This is a genomic window from Deltaproteobacteria bacterium (assembly GCA_005879795.1).
In the GTDB taxonomy this organism is placed as follows: Bacteria; Desulfobacterota; Binatia; order DP-6; family DP-6; genus DP-6.
Genome location: VBKJ01000099.1, coordinates 1 through 20,340, shown reverse-complemented (window position 1 = coordinate 20,340; position 20,340 = coordinate 1). Strand labels below are relative to the sequence as shown.

General features: G+C 71.2%; 17 protein-coding genes and 2 pseudogenes. 10 read left to right on the top strand and 9 right to left on the bottom strand.

From position 1 onward, the window contains the following. From E6J59_05030 to E6J59_05000, 7 genes are all read right to left on the bottom strand, one after another. On the bottom strand, window positions 1–1,542 hold the full coding sequence (locus tag E6J59_05030; protein ID TMB21766.1) for an NADH-quinone oxidoreductase subunit M: 1,542 nt from the start codon (window positions 1,540–1,542) through the stop codon (window positions 1–3). 12 nt (window positions 1,543–1,554) lie between these two features. Continuing rightward, on the bottom strand, window positions 1,555–3,600 hold the full coding sequence (nuoL, locus tag E6J59_05025; protein ID TMB21765.1) for an NADH-quinone oxidoreductase subunit L: 2,046 nt from the start codon (window positions 3,598–3,600) through the stop codon (window positions 1,555–1,557). Continuing rightward, window positions 3,597–3,908 (bottom strand): NADH-quinone oxidoreductase subunit NuoK, encoded by a 312-nt coding sequence (nuoK, locus tag E6J59_05020; GenBank protein TMB21764.1) that lies wholly within the window; start codon window positions 3,906–3,908, stop codon window positions 3,597–3,599. The genes nuoL and nuoK overlap by 4 nt, the downstream gene beginning before the upstream one ends. 8 nt (window positions 3,909–3,916) lie before the next feature. Beyond that, window positions 3,917–4,465 (bottom strand): NADH-quinone oxidoreductase subunit J, encoded by a 549-nt coding sequence (locus tag E6J59_05015; GenBank protein ID TMB21763.1) that lies wholly within the window; start codon window positions 4,463–4,465, stop codon window positions 3,917–3,919. A gap of 60 nt (window positions 4,466–4,525) precedes the next feature. After that, entirely contained in the window at window positions 4,526–6,313 is a 1,788-nt protein-coding gene (locus E6J59_05010; protein ID TMB21762.1) for a GAF domain-containing sensor histidine kinase, read from the bottom strand. A gap of 73 nt (window positions 6,314–6,386) precedes the next feature. Then, entirely contained in the window at window positions 6,387–6,608 is a 222-nt protein-coding gene (locus E6J59_05005; GenBank protein ID TMB21761.1) for a hypothetical protein, read from the bottom strand. Window position 6,609: 1 nt separating this feature from the next. After that, the gene (locus tag E6J59_05000; protein TMB21760.1) at window positions 6,610–7,275 is read right to left on the bottom strand and encodes an MFS transporter; all 666 of its coding nucleotides are present in this window, start codon (window positions 7,273–7,275) and stop codon (window positions 6,610–6,612) included. A 68-nt stretch (window positions 7,276–7,343) separates the two neighbouring features. Between E6J59_05000 and E6J59_04995 the strand changes: the two genes are divergently transcribed. From E6J59_04995 to E6J59_04985, 3 genes and pseudogenes are all read left to right on the top strand, one after another. After that, on the top strand, window positions 7,344–7,994 hold the full coding sequence (locus E6J59_04995) for a peptidase M15 (protein TMB21759.1): 651 nt from the start codon (window positions 7,344–7,346) through the stop codon (window positions 7,992–7,994). Between the two features lie 263 nt (window positions 7,995–8,257). Beyond that, complete coding sequence (locus tag E6J59_04990; GenBank protein TMB21758.1) at window positions 8,258–9,418, top strand: hypothetical protein; 1,161 nt, start codon at window positions 8,258–8,260, stop codon at window positions 9,416–9,418. A 171-nt stretch (window positions 9,419–9,589) separates the two neighbouring features. Continuing rightward, window positions 9,590–10,343 (top strand): annotated as a pseudogene (locus E6J59_04985) (hypothetical protein). 97 nt (window positions 10,344–10,440) lie between these two features. Here the strand turns inward: E6J59_04985 and E6J59_04980 are convergent. After that, entirely contained in the window at window positions 10,441–11,589 is a 1,149-nt protein-coding gene (locus E6J59_04980) for a hypothetical protein (protein ID TMB21757.1), read from the bottom strand. Then, window positions 11,586–11,903: a hypothetical protein gene (locus tag E6J59_04975; GenBank protein TMB21756.1), complete on the bottom strand. Its 318-nt coding sequence runs from the start codon at window positions 11,901–11,903 to the stop codon at window positions 11,586–11,588. The genes E6J59_04980 and E6J59_04975 overlap by 4 nt, the downstream gene beginning before the upstream one ends. A 185-nt stretch (window positions 11,904–12,088) precedes the next feature. Here E6J59_04975 and E6J59_04970 point away from each other — a divergent pair, with 185 nt between their 5' ends. From E6J59_04970 to E6J59_04940, 7 genes and pseudogenes are all read left to right on the top strand, one after another. Then, window positions 12,089–12,808, top strand: a complete 720-nt coding sequence (locus E6J59_04970) for an SDR family NAD(P)-dependent oxidoreductase (GenBank protein TMB21755.1) — start codon at window positions 12,089–12,091, stop codon at window positions 12,806–12,808. An 890-nt stretch (window positions 12,809–13,698) separates the two neighbouring features. Further along, window positions 13,699–13,914 (top strand): annotated as a pseudogene (locus E6J59_04965) (zinc-ribbon domain-containing protein). A 3-nt stretch (window positions 13,915–13,917) separates the two neighbouring features. After that, window positions 13,918–17,193, top strand: coding sequence for a guanylate cyclase (locus E6J59_04960; protein ID TMB21754.1), 3,276 nt, complete (start codon window positions 13,918–13,920; stop codon window positions 17,191–17,193). Window positions 17,194–17,202: 9 nt separating this feature from the next. Further along, window positions 17,203–18,321, top strand: coding sequence for a glycosyl hydrolase (locus tag E6J59_04955; GenBank protein TMB21753.1), 1,119 nt, complete (start codon window positions 17,203–17,205; stop codon window positions 18,319–18,321). After that, window positions 18,321–18,578 (top strand): MoaD/ThiS family protein, encoded by a 258-nt coding sequence (locus E6J59_04950; GenBank protein TMB21752.1) that lies wholly within the window; start codon window positions 18,321–18,323, stop codon window positions 18,576–18,578. The genes E6J59_04955 and E6J59_04950 overlap by 1 nt, the downstream gene beginning before the upstream one ends. Before the next feature lie 145 nt (window positions 18,579–18,723). Then, a complete protein-coding gene (locus tag E6J59_04945) occupies window positions 18,724–19,548 on the top strand; it encodes an enoyl-CoA hydratase (protein ID TMB21751.1) in 825 nt (274 codons plus the stop codon). A gap of 370 nt (window positions 19,549–19,918) precedes the next feature. Next, window positions 19,919–20,340, top strand: a 422-nt coding sequence (locus tag E6J59_04940; protein TMB21750.1) for a hypothetical protein, incomplete at its 3' end; no start/stop codon positions are given.

Genomic DNA, 20,340 nt, shown 5'->3' with positions numbered 1-20,340 from the left:
CTAGCGCGCGACGGCGACGCGCTCCGTGCCCGCCGTCCGCGCCGCGGCCTGCGTCACGTGATCGTTCAGGCGGACGAGCGCCGGGCTCTGCAGGTCGAGGATTGGCGTCGGGTAGATGCCGAGGAAGATCACGATCGCGCCGAGCGGGACGAGCGTGAAGAGCTCGCGGGCGTTGATCTCGGGGAGGGTCAGGTACTTCTCGTTGGGCTTCCCCAAAAACATGCGCTGGAGGGTCCAGAGGAGGTAGCCGGCGGTCAGGACGACGGCGCTCGCGCCGATCACCGTGAGCAGCGGGTAGTTCTGCCAGGCCCCGAGCAGCACGAGCGCCTCGGAGATGAACGCCGAGAGCCCGGGCAGGCCCATGGCCGCGAAGAAGGCGAGGCCCGTCACGCCCGTGTACACCGGCATGATCGAGGCCAGGCCGCCGAAGCCGGCGATGTCGCGGTGATGGGCGCGGTCGTAGATCACGCCGACCAGGAGGAAGAGCATCGCCGTCACGGTGCCGTGGTTGAACATCTGGAGGACCGCCCCGTTGATCCCTTGCGGCGTGAAGGCGGCCATGCCGAGCATCACGTAGCCCATGTGGCTGATGCTCGAGTAGGCGACGAGCTTCTTCAGGTCCGTCTGGGCCATGGCGGCGAGGGCGCCGTAGACGATGTTGAACGTGCCGAGCGCGGCGAGCAGCCAGAACGCCAGGCTCCGCCCGTGCCACGCCGGCGCGAGCGTCGCCGCAGGCAGGATGCCGTAGTTGATGCGCAGGATGCCGTACGTCCCCATCTTGAGCAGCACGCCGGCGAGGATGACCGAGATCGCCGTGGGCGCCTCGACGTGCGCGTCCGGGAGCCAGGTGTGGAACGGGAACGCCGGGATCTTGATCGCGAAGCCGATGAAGAGCGCCAGCCAGAGCAGGAGCTGGACGTTTATCGTGACGTGGGCCGTCCGGCTGAGCTGCGTCATGTCGAAGGAGTGCGGATCGGAGGCGAAGTACAGGTAGAGGATCGTGACCAGCATCAGCACCGACCCGAGCAGCGTGTAGAGGAAGAACTTGATCGCCGCGTACTCGCGACGCGGGCCGCCCCAGATGCCGATCAGGAAGTACATCGGGAGCAGCATCACCTCCCAGAAGACGAAGAACAGGAAGAAATCGAGCGCGCAGAAGACGCCGAGCATGCCGGTCTCGAGGAGGAGGAAGAGCGCGTAGTAGCCCTTCACTCCCTTCTCGATCCCGAACGACGCGATCATGCAGAGGAAGCAGAGCAGCGCGGTCAGCACGACCATGGTGATGCTGATGCCGTCGACGCCGACGAAGTATTCGATGTCGAAGGCGTCGATCCAGGGCCCGCGGTGCACGAGCTGGAAGCCCGCGTCGGGGCGGAAGCCGTGCAGGACGCGGACGGCGAGGAGGAGCGGCGGCGCGCTGAAGAGCGTGGACGTCCAGCGGATGGCGTCGTGCGCCCGCGACGGGAGGGCGAGCACCACCGCCATCCCGACCAGCGGGATGAAGATCATCAGGGTCAGCACCGGATCACCGTGCATGAGCATCCTTCCTCGCGCTCACGACGCCGCGGCCCACGACCAGTAGAGGAGCACGCCGCCCAGCACGCCGAGCAGCACGACGTAGAGGTAGGCGTTGATCGCCCCTGTCTGCACGTTGCGGACGCGCCGGCCGACGAACTGGGTGACGTCGGCGACCCCGTTGACGGCGCCGTCCACCACGTAGAGGTCGAACCGCCCCGAGAGCCACGACCAGCCGCGCACGAGCGCGGCCGAGCCGTCGACGAGGCCGTCGATCACGTGCAGGTCGAACCAGGCCGCCGCGCGGCAGAGAAGGAGCGTGCCGCGCACGAAGACGAGCCCGTAGAGCTCGTCGACCCAGTACTTGTTCAGGACGGCGCGGTAGGGAAACCCGCCCAGGGCCTCGCTGAAGGTCTCGGGCCGGAGGCTCTCGCGGGAGTACATCTGGTAGGCGAGGCCGATGCCGCCCGCCGCCATGGCGAGCGACGTGAGCATCAGGAGCGACTCGAGGCCGGCGCCCGCCGCCGCGGCGTGCACCTCGCCGTGGTGCTCCATCACCGGCGCGAGCCACCGCTCGAAGGGCACGAACAGGTCGAAGGGCAGCCAGAGGAGCCCGGCGACGATCGAGCCGGCCATCAGAATCCAGAGCGGGATCGTCATGACCGCCGGCGACTCGTGCAGGTGGTGCCGCGTCTCGAGGTCCGCCCGGCACACGCCGAAGAAGACCATGAAGACCTGGCGGAACATGTAGAAGGCCGTGAGCCCCGCCACCGCGACGCCCGTCGCCCACAAGGCCACGCTCCCGTGCGGGCTCGAGAACGCCTGCCAGAGGATCTCGTCCTTCGAGAAGAAGCCCGCCAGCGGCGGGATGCCCGCGATGGCCAGCGTCGCCACGATGAAGGTGACCGAGGTCGCCGGCATGTACTTCACGAGCCCGCCCATCCTCCGCATGTCCTGCTCGCCGCCCAGGGCGTGGATGACGCTCCCGGAGCCGAGGAAGAGGCAGGCCTTGAAGAAGGCATGCGTCATCAGGTGGAAGATGCCGGCCGCATAGGCCCCCACGCCCATGGCGAGGAACATGTAGCCGAGCTGGGACACGGTGGAGTACGCGAGCACGCGCTTGATGTCGTTCTGCGCGAGCGCGATGGTGGCGGCGAGGAGCGCGGTCGCGGCGCCGATGGTCGCCACCACGGCCAGCGTGAGCGGCGCCAGCGCGAAGAGGAAGTTGAGCCGCGCGATCATGTAGACGCCGGCGGTCACCATGGTGGCGGCGTGGATGAGGGCCGAGACCGGCGTCGGCCCCGCCATCGCGTCGGGGAGCCAGACGTGGAGGGGGATCTGCGCCGACTTCCCCGTCGCGCCGACGAAGAGGAGGAGCGTCACCAGCGTCGCGACGGGCCAGCCCGAGAAGACCGCACCCTCGAGCAGGTGCGCGTGCTGGGCCAGCTCGCGGAAGACGAGCGTCCCATGCCCGCGCGCATCCAGCGTCCAGAAGAGGAGGAAGATGCCGAGCACGAAGCCGAAGTCGCCGATCCGGTTCACGATGAACGCCTTGTTGCCGGCCGTCGTGTTGGGGAGCTCCTTGTGCCAGAAGCCGATCAAGGCCCACGAGCAGAAGCCCACGCCCTCCCAGCCGACGAACATCAGGAGCAGGCTGTCGCCCAGGACGAGCGTCAGCATGGCGAAGGTGAAGAGGTTCAAGTACGCGAAGAAGCGCCAGTAGGCGGCGTCCTCGTGCATGTAGCCGACCGAGTAGAAGTGGATGATGCCGCCGATCCCGGTGACGATGAGGATCATCACCGCGGAGAGCGGGTCGACACCGAACGCCACGTCGACGTTCAGCGTGCCGACGTGGATCCACGGAAAGAGGCGCGCGAGGAGGAAGCGGCGCTCGGGCTCGAGCGCCACGAGATGGAGGAAGGCGACGACCGAGAGCACGAACGAGACGCTCACCGTCCCGCACGCGATCGCGCTGACGGCCCCCTTCCCCCAGCGGCGCTGGAGCGGCGCGCCGCCGAGGGCGAGCGCCGCCGCGCCGGCGAGCGGCAGGAGCGGGATCAGCCCGACGTAGCCCGCGGGGGTCATTGCCGCAGCCGGTCCGCCGCCTCGACGTCGATCGTCTCGAAGCTCTGGTAGATGCCGAGCACGATGGCGAGGCCGATCGCGGCCTCGGCGGCGGCGAGCATGATGACGAAGATGGCGAACACCTGCCCGTCGTAGCCCGCGTTCGCGTAGCGGGCGAAGGCGACGTAGTTGACGTTGGCCGAGTTGAGCACCAGCTCGACGCCCATCAGGATGCCGATCGCGTTGCGCCGCGTGATGACGGTGAAGAGCCCGAGGGCGAAGAGGATGCCCCCGAGCACGACGAAGTGGCCGAGCGAGAGCGCGCCCACGGGGGCCCCTACGCCTTCACTTCCTTGCGCGAGACGACGATGGCGCCGACGAGAGCGGCCAGCAGGACGAGCGAGGCGATCTCGAACGGCAGCGCGTACTGGCGGAGGAACGCGTTCCCGATCCCGTAGGTGGTCGGTGCGGGCGCCCCCGGGTCCTTCACCACCCAGGTGGCGCGCCGCGCGACGTGCACCATCCACGCGAACGCGATGCCGACGAGGACCGCGGCCGGCAGCCGTCCGACGGCGCGGTTCGACACGTTCACGTCGGAGATGCGGTGCGTGAGCATGACGGCGAAGAGCGTGAGGACGAGGATGCCGCCCACGTAGACGAGGAGCTGCACGACGCCCAGGAAGTCCGCGCCCAGGAGCACGAACATCGCCGCCACGCCGAGCAGCGTCCCCATGAGCGCGAAGGCCGAGTAGACGATGCTGTTGGACAGCGCGACGCCCAGCGCGGAGCCCACCGTGATGGCGGCGAGGAGGTAGAAGACGGCGACGGTGAGCGACACGAAATGCGTTTCGATCGGGGGCGTTGGAGGACCCGAGGCGTTTAGCAAATGGCCCCCGACAGGGCAAACGTGCCGGGCGCCGTCCCGCGCCGGGCACCCGGCGCCGCCTCAGCTCGCGGTCGCGGCCTTCGCCTGGCCGAGCGGCTCGACGGGCACGCGCACGACGATGCGCGTGCCCGACCCCGGCCGCGAGCTGATGCGCAGGAGGCCGCCGAAGTGGGCGACGCGCTCGCGCATGCTCACCAGACCGAGCCCCACGGACGGCGAGGGCGTGCGGAAGTACGCGGGCGCGTCGAAGCCGCGGCCGTCGTCCTCGATCTCGAGCAGCACGGCCTCGGGCTCGCGCGCGAGGCGCACGTCGACGCGGCGGGCCGCCGCGTGCTTGACGACGTTGGTGAGCCCCTCCTGGAAGACCCGGAAGAGCAGCAGCTCCACCGCGGACGCGAGGCGCATCCCCGGATCGGAGCAGCCGACCCGCACGTCCGGGCCGGAGGTCTCGCGGTACTTCTCGGCGATCGACTCCATCGCCGCGACCACGCCGAAGTGGTCGAGCACGGGGGGATGGAGGAGATGCGACATCTGCCGCACCCCCTGCATCACGTCGAGGACCCGGTCCCGGATGTCGTGCACCGAGGCGCGCAGCGCGGCCGCCTCGGCCGGCAGCCGGCGGTCGAGCAGCGCCAGGTCGAGCTTGATCGCCATGAGCGCCTGGCAGGTGCCGTCGTGCAGCTCGTGCGAGATGCGGCGCATCCCCTCCTCGACCACGTCGAGGCGCTTGTTGGAGAGCCGCTGCAGCTCGGCGCGGTGCTCGCGCACGAGCGCGTAGAGGCGCGCGTTCGCGAGCGCCATCGCGGCGCTGTTGCCGAGCGTCGCCGCGAAGTCGAGGAAGCTCGTCTCGAGGGCGCGGCGGTGGTCGCCCACGTCGGCCAGGATGAGCCCCACCAGCTCGGAGCGGAACTCGAGCGGCAGGTGGAGCACGCGCGCCGGGAGCGGGCCGCTCCCGTCGAGCGCCGCGATCTCCTCGCGCGTCGGCTCGCGGAGCGCGGGAACGGGGGGCGCCCCCGCGCCGAGGAGGGGCTCCCAGCGCGCCGGGTCGGCGCCCAGGGCGGTGAGCGCGACCTGGTCGTCGCGGCGCCCGGCAGCCAGCGCGCGGAGACCGCCGTCGGGCGCCTCGCGCCACAAGAGCCAGAGACGCTCGACGCCGAGGGCGTGCAGCACGCTCTGGCAGACGAGCCGGAGCACCTCCTGCAGCTCGAGCGTCGCGGTGACCGTGCGCGTCACGTCGTAGAGCGTCGCGAGCTGCTGGTCCCGCCGGCGCTCGAGGAGCACGCGCTGGTCGAAGATGGCACGGCGGTGCAGGTCCAGGAAGACCGCGCCCAGGATCGACGTCACCCCGCCACCGCCCACGCAGAAAATGCCGTACGGCACGGGAAGCGCGCCCCGCACGCCGGCCTCCAGGGCGAGCAGGTAGGCCGTCAGCGTCCCCACCGCGAGCGGCACCTGCCCGCGCGCCCCCCACGGGCAGAGGAGCGCCACGCCGGAGAGCGCCAGGACGAGCGCGATGGCGAGCGCGTCGCCGCTCGCGCCCGCCCAGGCGACGTAGAGCGTCATGCACACCACGACTCCGAAGGCGGCGGCGCTCGTGATCGGGATGACGAACCGGCCGAGGCGCGCGCCCCGTATCGCGAGCAGGGCGGCCGCGCACACGATGGCCTCGGCCCCGAACGCCGCCACGAGCTTGCCCAGCCGGTCGGGGTAGAACGCCAGCTCGAGCAGGCCCGCCACGGCCGCGAGGCCGAGCATGAAGCCGAGCCCCAGCCCGGTCCGCCGGGCAGTGACGCGGCGAGTCTCCGCCGCGAACGCGTCGTCCGCGTGGGGCTCCGATCGGTCGGCCATCCGGCGGTGTCCCCCGGAGGCACGGTCGACCCATCCGTCCCCAAAAGTCAAGCGAAATTTGCGCACGGTCGGTTCACGGTGAGGCCGCCTGCAGCTCCGCCGGCGTTGCGATCCGGTGCTTGGCCGCCGAGATCATGACGACGGCGAGGAGCTTCTGCCGATCGAGCTGGACTCCCTCCGAGGCAAAGAGCTGCCGGAGCGGCTCCACGAGGGCGCCGAGCACCGGGGGGAGCCAGAGGACCAGCGCGACCAGGAGGAGCCCGGCGAGGACGATGAATTCCGTCGGCACGGTCATCTCACCCTCCGAACCAGGCGGCGTGGTAGTAGCGGACGACGGCGGCGGCGGCGATGCCCGCGACCATCACCGCCGGCGACAGCTCGCGGAGCCCGCGCAGCGTGTCGCGTCCGGTGAAGGGCAGGAACGGCGTCGCCTCGTGGAAGGCGCGGAAGCCGGGCACGCCGAGCGCGAGCTTGCGCCGATCCTGATGCCAGGCGCCGACCAGCGCGAAGGCGACGAACCCGCCGAAGAAGGCGACGTCGGTCGTGCTCCCGTTGGGCAGCAGGTGGAGCGCGCCGAAGAGGGCGATCGACATGACGAGGGGATGGCGCGTGATCCGGTAGACGCCCCGCGGCGTCGGGTCGCCGGGCACGACCCCGGCCGGACTCGGCCGGACGAGGCTCGCCACCAGCATCACGAACGCGAGCCCCATGCCGACGTAGATCGCCCAGCGGAGGCCCGTGCCCCGCTCCACGAGCCAGAGCCACCGGCCCGCGTGCTTGTGCGCGAAGAAGGTCCGGACGAGCGGGACGAAGAAGGCGAAGGCCACCAGCGAGTAGAGTCCCCGGAAGGGCCCCTCACCAAGGCGCCCGACGATCCGCTGCCGGACCGGCAGGCTGGACAAGACGAGGTGCGACCCGGCGAACCCGAGCCAGAGGAGCGCGACCAGCGCGGTCGGGGACACGGCCGCGTCCTGGCACGATGCGGAGGCTTCGACAAGAGGGGCTCCGTCGGCTACGCCTGGCCGCGCGGATGCCGGCGGCGCGCGCTCTCCCCTGGCTGCTCGCGGGCGTCGTCCTTGCGGGGTGTGCGGCGACGGGGCCGGGCCTGCGTGTCGCGCCCGAGGTCCTCGTCGACCTCCATACGCTCGACCCCTCGATCCGCATCGACATGCCCTACGCTACGCCGCACAACTTCACGGGAGTCGCCCTCTACCCGGTCGCGCGCTGCCTCGTCCGGCGCGACGTGGCGGAGCGGCTCGTGCGCGTCCAGCGGCGGCTTGCGGCCGAGGGGCTCGGGCTCCTGGTGTGGGACTGCTACCGCCCGTTCGGGGTGCAGCAGCGCCTCTGGGCGCTCGTGCCCGACGCGCGCTACGTCGCGGAGCCGGTCGTCCGCGACGGCCGTCCGGTGGAGGGCTCGAAGCACAACCGCGGCGCGGCCGTGGATCTGACCCTGGTCGACGCCGCCGGCCGGCCGCTCGAGATGCCGTCCGCCTTCGACGACTTCAGCGAGCGCGCCCACCGTGGCTGGGCGGGCGCGAGCCCGGCGGCGCGGCGCAACGTCGCGCGGCTCGAGGAGGCGATGGTGACAGCCGGCTTCGAGCCGCTGCCCACCGAGTGGTGGCACTTCGACGGCCCCGGCTGGGAGCGCTACGAGCTGCTCGACCGCCCGCTCACCGAGTGAGCCGCCCGCTCGGGGCCGGCGCCGGCGAGCCGAGCTGCCCGTGGGCGATCTCGATGTGCCCTCTCACCTGACGCGTGACCGGCATTGACGCTCTCATCCTGCCGGAGGTAATGGACAGGCCGGCTGGACCCGGAGAAGACGGCATCCGAGATGGAGTGTTCTCGGATCTCGTGACGGACGTTCGGATCCTCCACACGCTCCGGCACTCGCGAGAGGAGGAAGGAATGCGTTCCGTTAGCAGCAAACGTCGCCGGCTTGGGCTGATGGCCGCGGCGGTCGGCCTGACCTTCGCGACATTCGCGCCGGCCGCGATGTCGGAGGTCGCGGTCCGATTCCACAGGATTGACGGCTTCACGGCCCCGGGCACTCCGGCCGCGCTCAACAAGGTGGGGGTGCTGGAGATCGGGCGGAAGAGCGCGAGGAACGTCCTGGTCCTCAATCCCGGGACGTCGGCGAGCGCCGCATACTTCGCGCCGCTCGCGAAGACCGTCGTCTCGAAGGCGAAGGGCTGGCAGGTCTGGGCCGTAGAGCGCAGGGAGAACCAGCTCGAGGACCACTCGATCCTCGACCGGGCCAAGGCAGGAATGGCCACGAGTCAGGAGCTGTTCGACTACTACCTCGGCTGGCTCAGCAACCCGGACATCACGACCCACTTCCAGTTCATTGCGGATTCGGACGTCGCGTTCGCACGTGAGTGGGGAATGCGCGTCGAGATCGAAGATCTGCGGCGCGTGGTGCAGGCGGCGAAGAGGCGCGGGGGCAGGGTCGTCGTGGGTGGCCACTCGCTCGGTGGCTCTATCACCACGGCCTATGCCACCTGGGACTTCGACGGGGAACCCGGCGCCAGGGGTCTCTCGGGCCTCGTGTTCATCGACGGTGGCAGCAGCCCGACCCCCGTGAGCCCGGAGCAGGCAACCGAGTCGCTTCAGAAGGTGCAGAGCGGCTCACCGTGGCTGAGCTTCGGCGGCATTCCCGCCCCGTTCGCCGGCCTCTTCAACGCGGCCGGCTCGACGGGCGCGCTGATCGATCCGGACGCGCCTTCGATCGGGCAGGCCTGGCCGCTGCTGCCGGCCATCCTGAAGCCCTCGATCCGGGTCACGAACCTGGCCCAGTACGGGTACGCGCTCGACACCGAGACCTCCCCCCCGAGCCTGATCGCGGCTCAGGCGCATCTCGGTCACCTCGCCGCGAGCGGCGATCCACGTGGCTGGGACCAGGCCGGTGAGATCACCCCGATCCAGCGTTATGCGGAGATGTTCTCCGGGACGGGGCTGAAGGGCCTGGACGGCACCGCCTGGTACCACCCCCAGCGCCTGCGAGGAATCTTCGAATATGCGCCTTCGGCGCCGCGCTCGGAGGGCAGAGGGTCCTGGACGCCGCAACGATCCTCGCCAACCAGTCGAACATCCCGCAGGCGAACCTGACGCTGCTCGACCGCCACGAGACGTACGCCCACAACGACCCCAACTCCGCAAGCCCGCAGAACGACTTCGTGGACGTGCTCGTGCCGTTCCTCGCGAAGATCAGGCGTGGTAGGGCCAGCTAGCTAGCGTGCGGCGCCACCAGCGTGCTCGACACGGCCATCGACGCACCGAATCGAGACCCCGCCTGCAGGAGCAGTGATCCCCGGCTCGCCCACCGGGGAGGGGGATTCCCCGTCGCAAAAGGAATCCCACGAGGTCGGCGACCTCCCGGTCGAGCTTCAGCCCAAACTCCTCCGCGTGCTCCAGGAGGGGCAGTACGAGCGCGTGGGCGACGACGCCACGCGCGAGGTCGACGTGCGCGTGATCGCGGCGACGAACCGGGACCTCAAGGCCGAGGTCCGGGCGGGACGCTTCCGCGAGGATCTCTACTACCGTCTGGGCGTTTTTCTGATCGAGCTTCCCCCGCTGCGGGAGCGGAAGGGTGATATCCCACTCCTCGCTTCGCACTTCGTCTCCCTCGCGGCGCGCAAGCTCGGCGTCCCCGAGCCACGGATATCGATGGAGGAGTGGGAACAACTCAAGGGCTACGACTGGCCGGGCAACGTCCGGGAGCTGCAGAACGTGATCGAGCGTACCGTGATCCTGTCCCGGGGCGGCCGGCCACGCCTCGATGCCATCGTCGCCGATCACCCGGCGCACGAGGGGGTCGGCGCCTCCGCCGGCCGCTCACCCGCCCGAGCCGGCGGAGATCGTCCCGGAGGGCGAATGGCGTCGTCGGGAACGAGCGAACCTCGTGGCGCCACTGAAGCGTGCAGGAGGACGCATCTACGGTCCCGGGGGCGCGGCGGAGCTCCTCGGGGTCAAGCCGTCCACGCTGCAATCGCGCCTCAGGGCGCGCAGGATCCACGCACGCGACCTGCACTGACCTCGCGCGTCCCCGCAGCAGATCCGTGACCGCCATCCTCCCCGGTGCGGCTCGCGTGGACGCGTTACTCCGACGAGTCGAGGCGGAGCCGGCTTCCTCACAGCGACTCGAGGAACGCGATGAGCGCGCGACGGTCCCCGCGCGCCAGCGCCTTGAACCGGTCGCGAGCGGCGGACCCTTCGCCGTCGTGCGCTGCGATCGCCTGCTCCAGCGTCGATGCACGGCCGTCGTGCAGGAAGCGCTTGGCATCGCGGAGGGCGATGAGCGGCTCGGTGCGGAACTCCGACGGCGTCGCCAGCCCGAGGCAGATGTCGGCGAGGTCCGGCCCCATGTCGTGCAGCAGCAGGTCGGTGTAGGCGGGGAACTCCTTGCGGTCGAGCGCGTGGACGGGGCTCCGGCCGGTGCGCAGCGTCGGCACGTGACAGGCGGCGCAACCGATGTCGGAGAACAGATGGCGACCGCGGCGCCCCTTCCGGCCGACCTTGGCGGGGGTGGGGCCCGCGAGGAAGCGCACGAAGTCGTCGGTGAGGTCCAGCTCGGCCTGCTTGATCTCGGGCTCGGGTACGGGATCGACGCCCGGCGGGATCGGCTTCCCGCCGATGTTCTCCTCGGTCGGCTGCGCGGGGTTGGTGACGCCGATCTCGGCGACGAACGCGCCGGCGTTGAACTCCGCGAGCGTGGGGACGAACGCCTTGCGGCCGAACCGACCGAGTCGGCCGTCGACAGAGCGGTTCGGGCGGCCCGAGATGCCGTCGCGGTTCCGGTCCTCGGGGTCGGCGTAGGCGAGGATGTCCGCCTCGGGCACGAGATCGAGGAGCCCGCGTGCAAAGATCGCCGTCGTGGTCCTCAGCGCACGCACCGTGGCCAAGGGCGGGAACGGCTCCTGATCGATCCCCAGCGCCTGCTCGAGCTTGGGGGTCGCGTGTTGCTGGATCACGAAACCGCCCTCCCCGACCAGCGGGTCGCACACCCCGCCGCGGAAGGCGGTGGCCTGCACCTCGACCTCGTCCCCGTGGCCCCCCGGCTTCGGGCTCTCGTGGCACTCGCCGCAGCCGGTCGAGTTGTAGAGGGGACCGAGCCCGGTCGCGGGCGTGAAGGTGTGCTTGAAGACCTCCTTCCCCCGGGCGAAGCGATCGCGCTGCTCGCGCGTCAGCCCCCGCAGCGGATCGCCGGGCCGGATCGCCTTGTGGCAGGCCGCCGCCACGCAGAGGGCGGCGAAGCCCGAGCAGAGGGCGGCCCGCCTCACCGCGTGTCCCGCTGCTCGATGCGCTCGGCGACCAGCCCGGCGTCGGTCAGCCGGCAATCGGCCTGGATCACGTCGCCGGGTTTGATCTCGCTGACGCGCAGCGAGCCACCGCCGCGGACGACCGTCGTCTCGGGCGTGCGGATGTGGACGACACGAAGTGCGTAGCCGACGCCGGTGAGGAGATCGAGCCCTCCGAGCTGCACGGCGTACACGGTGCCGCGGTACGTCTGGGGTTCGTCCGCCCCTGCCGGGGCAGCCGCGGCGGCAAGCAGGGAGAGGGCGACGACTGCCGCCGCCCGGGTCAAGCGCTTCATGGGCCGTCCCTAGTGGCGAAACGGCCCGAGCGAGTCAAATGCGTCGGGCGGCGCGTTCCAACCGGTCGTGGTAGGACGAGAACGTGGCGAGTAGTCTGTCTGAAAGCGCGCTGGTGGTTGACTCAGCCGGCTCACCGCCTATCAAGGAAACGGCCTCGCTAACGAGCTGACGACGGACACGTGGAATGACCGACCGAAGCCATAGCGTCGCGGTGGTCGTCGGCGTCGGCGCCGGTCTGGGTGCCGCGCTCGCGCAGCGCTTCGCGGAGCGATACGCGGTGGCGCTCGTCGCGCGCGGCCAGGAGAAGCTCGACGCCCTGGCGACCGAGCTCGGGCGCGCGGGCGGCAGGGCCCTCGCGGTCCCGGCCGACGTGAGCAAGGCGGACGAGATCGAGCGAGCCGCCGAGCGCATCCGCCGCGAGCTCGGCGAGGTCGACGTGCTCCTCTACAACGCCGCCATGCGCCCGTTCGGACGGCTCATGGAGACCAAGCCCAGCACGTTCGAGACCACCTGGCGCGTGAATGCGTTCGGCGCCTTCCTGTGGTCGCGGGCGGTCGTCCCCGCCATGCTCGCCCGGGGACGCGGCGCGATCCTCTTCACGGGCGCGACCGCCGGAACGAAGCCATTCGCCACCTCGGCAGCCTTCGGGCCCGCGAAGTTCGCGCTCCGCGGCCTGGCGCAGGTGATGGCGCGCGACCTCGGCCCGCAGGGCGTCCACGTTGCCTACGTGAACATCGACGGCGCGATCGACATGCCCTTCATCCACCAGCTCCGCCCCGACCTCCCGAAGGAGGACATGCTGCAACCGTCGGCGATTGCCGAGACGTACTGGCACATCGCGCATCAGGACCCGAGCGCCTGGACGCAGGAGGTGGACGTGCGTCCCTTCAAAGAGAGGTTCTGAGGCAGGATGGATATTGACGGGGTTCCACTCTACCTGGTACGGCATGCGCCGATGGCACCGGCCCTGAACCTCGCCTCGTGGCGAGCCATTTGGGCATCGAGTCTGCTCGTCGCGCTCGCCCTCTCGGGCACTGCCAGAGCCAGCCTCTGTACGGGCGGATGCTTCGCGCAGCGCAGAGTCTGCAGAGAAATCGCGAACAGAGATCGCCACCTCTGCAAGGGGAACTGCCTGGAGCGCACCGAAGGAACGTCGAGGGGTGAATGCGTCCGGCAATGCCTGCGTCCGCTGCTCGATGCGGAAGATACCTGCCGCTTCGAGGCCCGCGTGACCTGCCGACAGATATGCGACGGAAGCACGCGTTGTATCGAGGCTTGCGGGAAGCAACTGCGCCTGTGCGGCAAGAGCGCCGTGAAGCAGGCGCGTCGGTGTCTTCGCAGCGGATGCCGTGGGCAGCTTGCTCGCCTTGCGTGCTTCACCGACTGCCTCACGGCGCTGCGAGCGGGAGCCGCGGGATGCTTCGCAGGGCTGAATGCCTGCGCCCCCGTGTGCCGCGGGGAGTCGTCCACCTCCACGACCAGCACGACGCTCCCAGGGAGCGGGTAGCGACCTGTGCCGTGCGCCGACGGCGCCTACGGGTTGGTGCAGTCGAGCGTGCCGGAGCGCGGCGGGTCGTCCCGAAGCGCGAGATCCTGAAGCCGACGGCGCGGCTGATCACCGGGCCGTCCGGCGCCACGCCCGGGCGCGGGTGGGCGATGTCTTGCCCGGTCGGGATGATCCACTGGCCCTTCGGATCCCCGTGAGCCGACTTCACTCCCCGCCGCGTACGCTCCTCGGTTCCCAGCCGCGGATCTCCCGCGGGCCGGCTTCCGACGGCATCCCGCGCCGTTGACATCGGCGGGCCCCCTGGGGGACAAGCCGAAGACATCGCGAGCCACCGAGTAGAAGAACCCGCAGGAGGCCAGGGCGGGGTTCGCTGCCCGTCCTGCGGCCACGAGAACCGCCACGACCGGCGCTTCTGCACGGAGTGCGGGACGCGACTCGGTCGCAACTGCAGGACGTGTGGAACGCCGGTCGAGTCCGGCGAGAAATTCTGTGGGCACTGCGGCGCCTTGCTGACCGGAGTCACCGCGCCGGGACCCGAGCGGTCCCCCACGACCTACACGCCGAGGCATCTCGCCGAGAAGATCCTCACCTCGCGCGCCGCCCTCGAAGGCGAACGCAAGCAGGTGACGGTCCTCTTCGCCGACGTGAAGGGATCGATGGACCTCGCCGAGCAGGCCGATCCCGAAGTGTTCCACCACGTCATGGAGCGCTTCGCTGCCCTCCTCGCCGAGGGCGTGCATCGCTTCGAGGGCACCGTCACCCAGTTCACCGGCGACGGCATAATGGCGCTCTTCGGCGCGCCTATCGCGCACGAGGACCACGCGCGCCGGGCCTGCCACGCGGCGCTCAGTCTCGTCGAGGAGATCCGCCGCTACGCGCGCAGGCTCCGCCTCGAGCAGGGCCTCAGCTTCTCGGTGCGCATGGGGCTCAACTCCGGCGAAGTCGTGGTCGGCTCGATCGGCGACGACCTCCGCATGGACTACACCGCGCAGGGGCCGACCGTCGGGCTCGCGCAACGCATGGAGCAGCTCGCCGAGCCGGGGAAGGTCTATCTCAGCGAGCATACCGCGCGGCTCGTCTCGGGCTACTTCCGGCTGGAGGAGCTCGGGCGGTTCGCAGTGAAGGGCGTGCGGGCGCCCGTGCGCGTCTACGAGCTCGCGGGCGTGGGTCCCCTCCGGACACCGCTCGAGCGCTCGCGCGCGCGGGGCTTCTCGCGCTTCGTCGGCCGCGAGGAGGAGACGGCGGCGCTCGAGGCGGCGCTCGGCCAGGCGGTCGACGGTGCGGGCGTGGTGATCGGCGTCGTCGCCGATGCGGGCGTCGGCAAGAGCCGCCTCTGCCACGAGTTCGCGGAGCGGGCCCGGGCTCGGGGCGTTGCCGTCCACGCTGCTGCCTGCGTCCCGCACGGGAAGATGCTGCCCTTCCTCCCCGTCGTGGAGCTCCTGCGGAGCTACTTCGGCATCGCGGACACGGACCGCGAGGAGGAGGCCCGTCGGAAGATCGCGGGCACCATCCTCCTGCTCGACGCCGCGCTCACGGAGGCGCTCCCGCTCCTGTTCGACTTCCTCGGCGTCCCCGACCCCCTACAAGAGCGCCGAGGAGGCCCGGACCGACGCCGAGGAGCGCGATCCGAGCGGCGGCTGCTGCGGATGGATCCCGAGGCACGGCAGCGGCGGCTCGTCGCCCTCTTCCGGCGGCTCGTCGACCTGCGGAGCCGGCAGGCGCCGATGGTCGTCCTCGTCGAGGACCTCCACTGGATCGACGAGGCGAGCGAGGCGCTCCTGGCGGCGCTCGTCGAGGCCTTACCCGGAAGGCGCGCGCTGCTCCTCGTGAACTTCCGGCCCGAGTACCGCGCGGGCTGGACGCAGGCGGCGCCCTTCGCGCCGCTCGTGCTCCGCCCGCTCGGCCCGGAGGCCGTCACGGCGCTCCTCGAGGACCTGCTCGGCCGCGACCCCTCGGTCGCCACGCTCGCGGACGGCATCCGCGGGCGCACGGCCGGGAACGCCTTCTTCATCGAGGAGGTCGTCCAGGCGCTGGTCGAGGCCGGCAACCTCACCGGCGCGCACGGCGCCTATCGACTCGCCCGCCCGGTCGACGACCTCGCCGTCCCGCCGAGCGTGCAGGCGCTGCTCGCGGCGCGGATCGACCGGCTGCCGGAGCGGGAGAAGGCGCTCCTGCAGACGGCAGCGGTAATCGGGAAGGAGTTCGCGGAGCCGGTGCTCCGGCGGGTGAGCGAGCTCCCCGAGGTGGAGGTGGAAGAGGGGGTTCACAACCTGATCGCCGCGGGCATGGTCGACGAGGAGGAGCTCCATCCCCGCGGGGAGTACACGTTCCGGCATCCGTTGACGCACGAGGTGGCGTACCGCTCGCAGCTCGCCGAGCGGCGGGCGCGGACGCACGCCGCGGTGGCTCGGGCATTCGTCGAGCTCGACCCGCACCGGCTGGAGGAGCGCGCCGCGCTCCTCGCGCACCACTGGGAGGCGGCGGGCGAGCGGCTCGAGGCCGCGCGCTGGCGCCGCCGCGCGGCCGAGTGGGCCGGCGTGCGCGATCTCGCCGAGGCGGCGCGCAGCTCGCGGAAGGTGCGGGAGCTTCTCGCGGCCCTGCCGGAGACTCCCGAGACCATCGAGATGGCCACGTGGGCGGGGATCTGGTTGCTGAACTTCGGCTGGCGCCTCGGCCTGTCGGAAGAGGAGGCGGCGGCCATCTTCACGGAGGGAATGAATCTCACCCGCCGGACGGGCGACGCGCGTGCGCGCGCGGGGTTCCTCAACAACTACGGGATGGTGAGAGGCATGGCGGGGGCGGTCCCGGAGGCCCTGGAGCTCGTCTCCGAGGGCACCCGCCTGGCGGATGAGAGCGCCGACGTCGGGTTGCAGGTGGCCTCCCGGGTCGCGCTGGTCGAGGCGCAATGGATGGCGGGCCGCTTCTCCGCCGTGCTCGAGACACTGGCAGAAGCGCTCGGGCGGGCGGCGGAGGGCCGGCGGGGACCTGCCGGGACCGGCTTCGACCCCTACATCTGGCTCCTCTTGATGAGAGGGGCGGCCCTCTTTCAGACCGGCCGCGTGGAGGAAGGGGCGCGCGAGCTCGACCACGCGCTCGCCCTCGCCCGCGAGGCCCGCGAGGAGGAGGTGCTCGGGTGGGCGCACGAGATGAGCGTCTACCCCGCCGAGCTCCGGGGCGACGCGCAAGCCGCGCTCGACCACGCGCGCCAGGCGGTCCAGATCGCCGAACGGATCGGCAGCCCGCTCTCGCTGGCGTCGGCATACTACGCCCTCGGCTGCGCGCACGCGGCAGGCGAGGATCGCAAGCAGGCCGCGAGTGCCTTCGAGCACGCGCTCTCGATGGTCCGGCGGCGCCGCACGGCGCTCCACTGGGAAGCCCTCATGCTCGCCCAGCTCGCCGAGGCGCATGGGGAGCCGGGCGAAAGTGAGCGGGCACGCTCGGAGACGGAAGAGGCCGTCCGGCTGGCGCGCGAGCGCTCGACCCGAGCGATCGAGTGCCGCGTCCTGCTCGCCCATGCACGCCTCCTGATCCGGACCGAGGGGCTCGCACGTCGCGGTGCGATCGAGACGGCGCTACGGCAGGCGCTCGCCCTGCTCGAGGAGACCGGTGCGCGCTGCCATGAGCCGTTCATCCTCGTCGAGCTGGCGGCCCTCGCGGGCCTCACGGGCGAGCAGGCCGCCCGGCGTGGTTTCCTCCGCGAGGCGCATCGCCTCTTCACCGAGATGGGCGCGACGGCGCGGGCGGAGCAGGTGGCTCGCGAGCTGGCGTTGACCTCGGTGTGAGGTGATCGAATGCCGCGCATCACGCTGATCGTCTCGACCCGCAAGGGCCTCTGGCTCTACCGCAGTGCCGACCGTGCGCGCTGGGAGGCCGACGGGCCGCACCACTTCGGCTGCCTCGTCCACCACGCCGTGCTCGATACGCGTGACGGCCGGACGCTGCTCGCCGGGGTGCGCACGGGCCACCTCGGCCCGACGGTGATGCACACCGACGACGGCGGGAGGTCCTGGCGCGAGGCGCGCCAGCCGCCGGCCTTCCGCACCGGAGAGCCACGCGGCCGGGCCGTCGACCACGTCTTCTGGCTGACGCCCGGTCACCCGTCCGAGCCGGGCGTCTGGTACGCCGGCACCTCGCCCCAGGGCCTCTTCCGCAGCGAGGACGGCGGCGAGACCTGGCAGGGCGTCGACGGCTTCAACGACCACCCGATGCAGCAGGCCTGGGTCGGCGGGGACCAGGACGCCACGCCCGACGGCCCGACGCTGCACTCGATCCTGGTCGACCCGCGCGATCGGCGTCACCTCTACCTCGGCATGTCGGGCGGGGGCGTGTTCGAGTCGCTCGACGGCGGCGAGGGCTGGCGGCCGCTGAACCGCGGGGTGGCGGCCGACTTCCTGCCCGACCCGAACGTCGAGTTCGGCCACGATCCCCACTGCGTGCAGCTCCACCCGCGGCGCCCCGACCGCCTCTGGCAGCAGAACCACTGCGGTATCTACCGCCTCGACCGGCCCGGCGACACCTGGGTGCGCGTCGGGGATGCGATGCCCCGCGACGTCGGCGACATCGGCTTCCCGATCGCGCTCCACCCGCGAGATGCCAACACGGTGTGGGTCTGTCCGATGGACGGCACCGAGGTCTGGCCGCGCACGAGCCCGGGCGGACGGCCGGCGCTCTACGTGACGCGGGACGCGGGCGCCTCGTGGCAGCGCCAGGACCGCGGCTTTCCGGCCGAGCAGGCCTGGTGGACCGTCAAGCGCCAGGCGATGTGCACCGACGACCTCGACCCGGTCGGCCTCTACCTCGGCACGACCAACGGCGAGATCTGGGCAAGCCGCGACGAAGGGGCGAGCTTCGCGTGCCTCGTGCGCCACCTGCCGCACGTGTACGCGACCGTGGCGGCGCGCGAGGCCTGATGCGGGTGCGGCTGCCGACCCATCTCCGCGCCTACACCCAGGGCCTGGCGGAGGTGGAGGCCTCGGGTGCGACCCTCGCCGAGGTGCTGGCCGACCTCGACCAGCGCTATCCCGGCCTCCGCTTCCGGGTCGTCGACGAGCAGGGACGCATCCGGACCCACATCAAGTTCTTCGTCGGGGGCGAGTTGGTGCGAACGCTCGCCGCGCCGGTCGGTGCGCGGGAGGTGCAGATCGTGGCGGCTCTGAGCGGCGGCTGAGATGCGGCGACGTCGGCGGCTGTGGGCCCCTCACGCCTGCGCGTCCGGCGGCCATGGTCCGTGGGTCGGGGCGGCCTGGCCTGGAGACGATGCCCCGATCACCTGCTCGATGATCCCGAAACTGGGTGCACAAGGGGAGGAAGGCATGAACGACGTGAAGACGGATGTCGTGTTGTACGAAGTGCGTGACCGGATCGGCACGCTCACCCTCAACCGACCGGACCGGCTCAACGCATGGACCGGTGGGCTCGCGCGCCGCTACTACTCGTTGTTGGAGGACGCCGCGGCTGACCCGGATGTCCGCGTCATCGTCGTGACGGCCGCCGGCCGCGGCTGGTGCGCGGGGGCCGACATGGACAGCCTCCAGGGTGGCGGGGACTCGGACGACCCGGGCGCGGTGGGTCTCGACAGGCCCATCTGGTTCCCGACGACGATCCCGAAGCCGATCATCGCGGCGATCAACGGCGCCTGCGCGGGCATTGGTCTGTGTGCGGCCCTCATGTGCGACCTTCGCTTCGCGGCCGCCGGCGCGAAGTTCACCACGGCGTTCGTCCGGCGCGGGCTCGTCGCGGAGCACGGCAGCTCGTGGGTGCTCCCTCGGCTCATCGGGCACGCTCGCGCGCTCGACCTGCTCTACTCGGGCCGCGTGTTCCTCGCCGAGGAGGCCAAGGAGCTCGGCGTCGTCAACCAGGTCTTCGCTCCGGAGGAGCTCGTCGATCGCACGCGTGAGTACGCCAAGGACCTCATCAGGCACTGTTCGCCCAGGTCGATGGCGACCATCAAGACCGAGATCTACCGCCACTGGAACATGGAGCTGGTGCCGGCCGTGAAGGAAGCGAACGAGCTCATGGTGCGGTCCTTCGGTTTCCCCGACTTCAAGGAAGGCGTGCAGAGCTTCGTCCAGCGCCGGGACCCCGACTTCGCGTCGCTCCCGGCCGACTACGAGGTGCTACCGAAAGAGTGGAATTAGGCGCCTGCCCGCCGGGCTTGCCGTAGTTCAGGGGGCGCGTGAGTGCCACCTCGCTCACGAGTGCACCGAAGGAGACCCGCATGACCGCGGCGTACGTGCGACGGGAGAGCACGGGGAGGCGCCTCCGGCTCGGTCGAGCTGCTCGAGGCGCGATCGACCCGGACCGTCGATGGGAGGACCTCCGTCAGGGGCTCCGTCCCGGAGCATGCCAGCCCGCTGGCGCGCCCGCCCGAGACCGCTACCGTCATGCGGGGAGAGACGAGGAGGGAGCGCGAGGGGCAGCGAGCAACGAACGGCGACATTCAAGCGGCCGCCGCAGTTCCCGGGCTTGACCGCGAGGTGCGGCCGCGTCAGCGAGGCAACGGGGGACGTGCTCACTATCCCCGCGGCCTCGTTCTCCCTCCTGCTGCTCGCCAGCCTGATGATACCGACCGGCGCCCGCGCGGCGCCGCGCCCGCTCCGGATCGTCACCATCAACGTCCTCCACGGCGGCATCACGTCGGAGCTCACTGGCCGCGGCCAGCATCTCGAGGAGCGCCTGACCATGGTGGTGCGGGAGCTTCGCACCCTCGACGCGGACGTCGTCGGCGTCCAGGAGGTGTCACGTGGACGACGGCGGGGGGACGTCGCCGCGCGCCTGGCCAGCGCCCTCGGCTTCCAACACGTCTACGCGCCGGCCGCCCCTCGCTGGCCGCTCGTTTCGCGGGTGCTTGGCCTCGAAGAAGGACCGGCCGTCCTCAGCCGCTTCCCGATCGTGACCTCCCATGTCCACCCGATCGACGGATGCGGCGG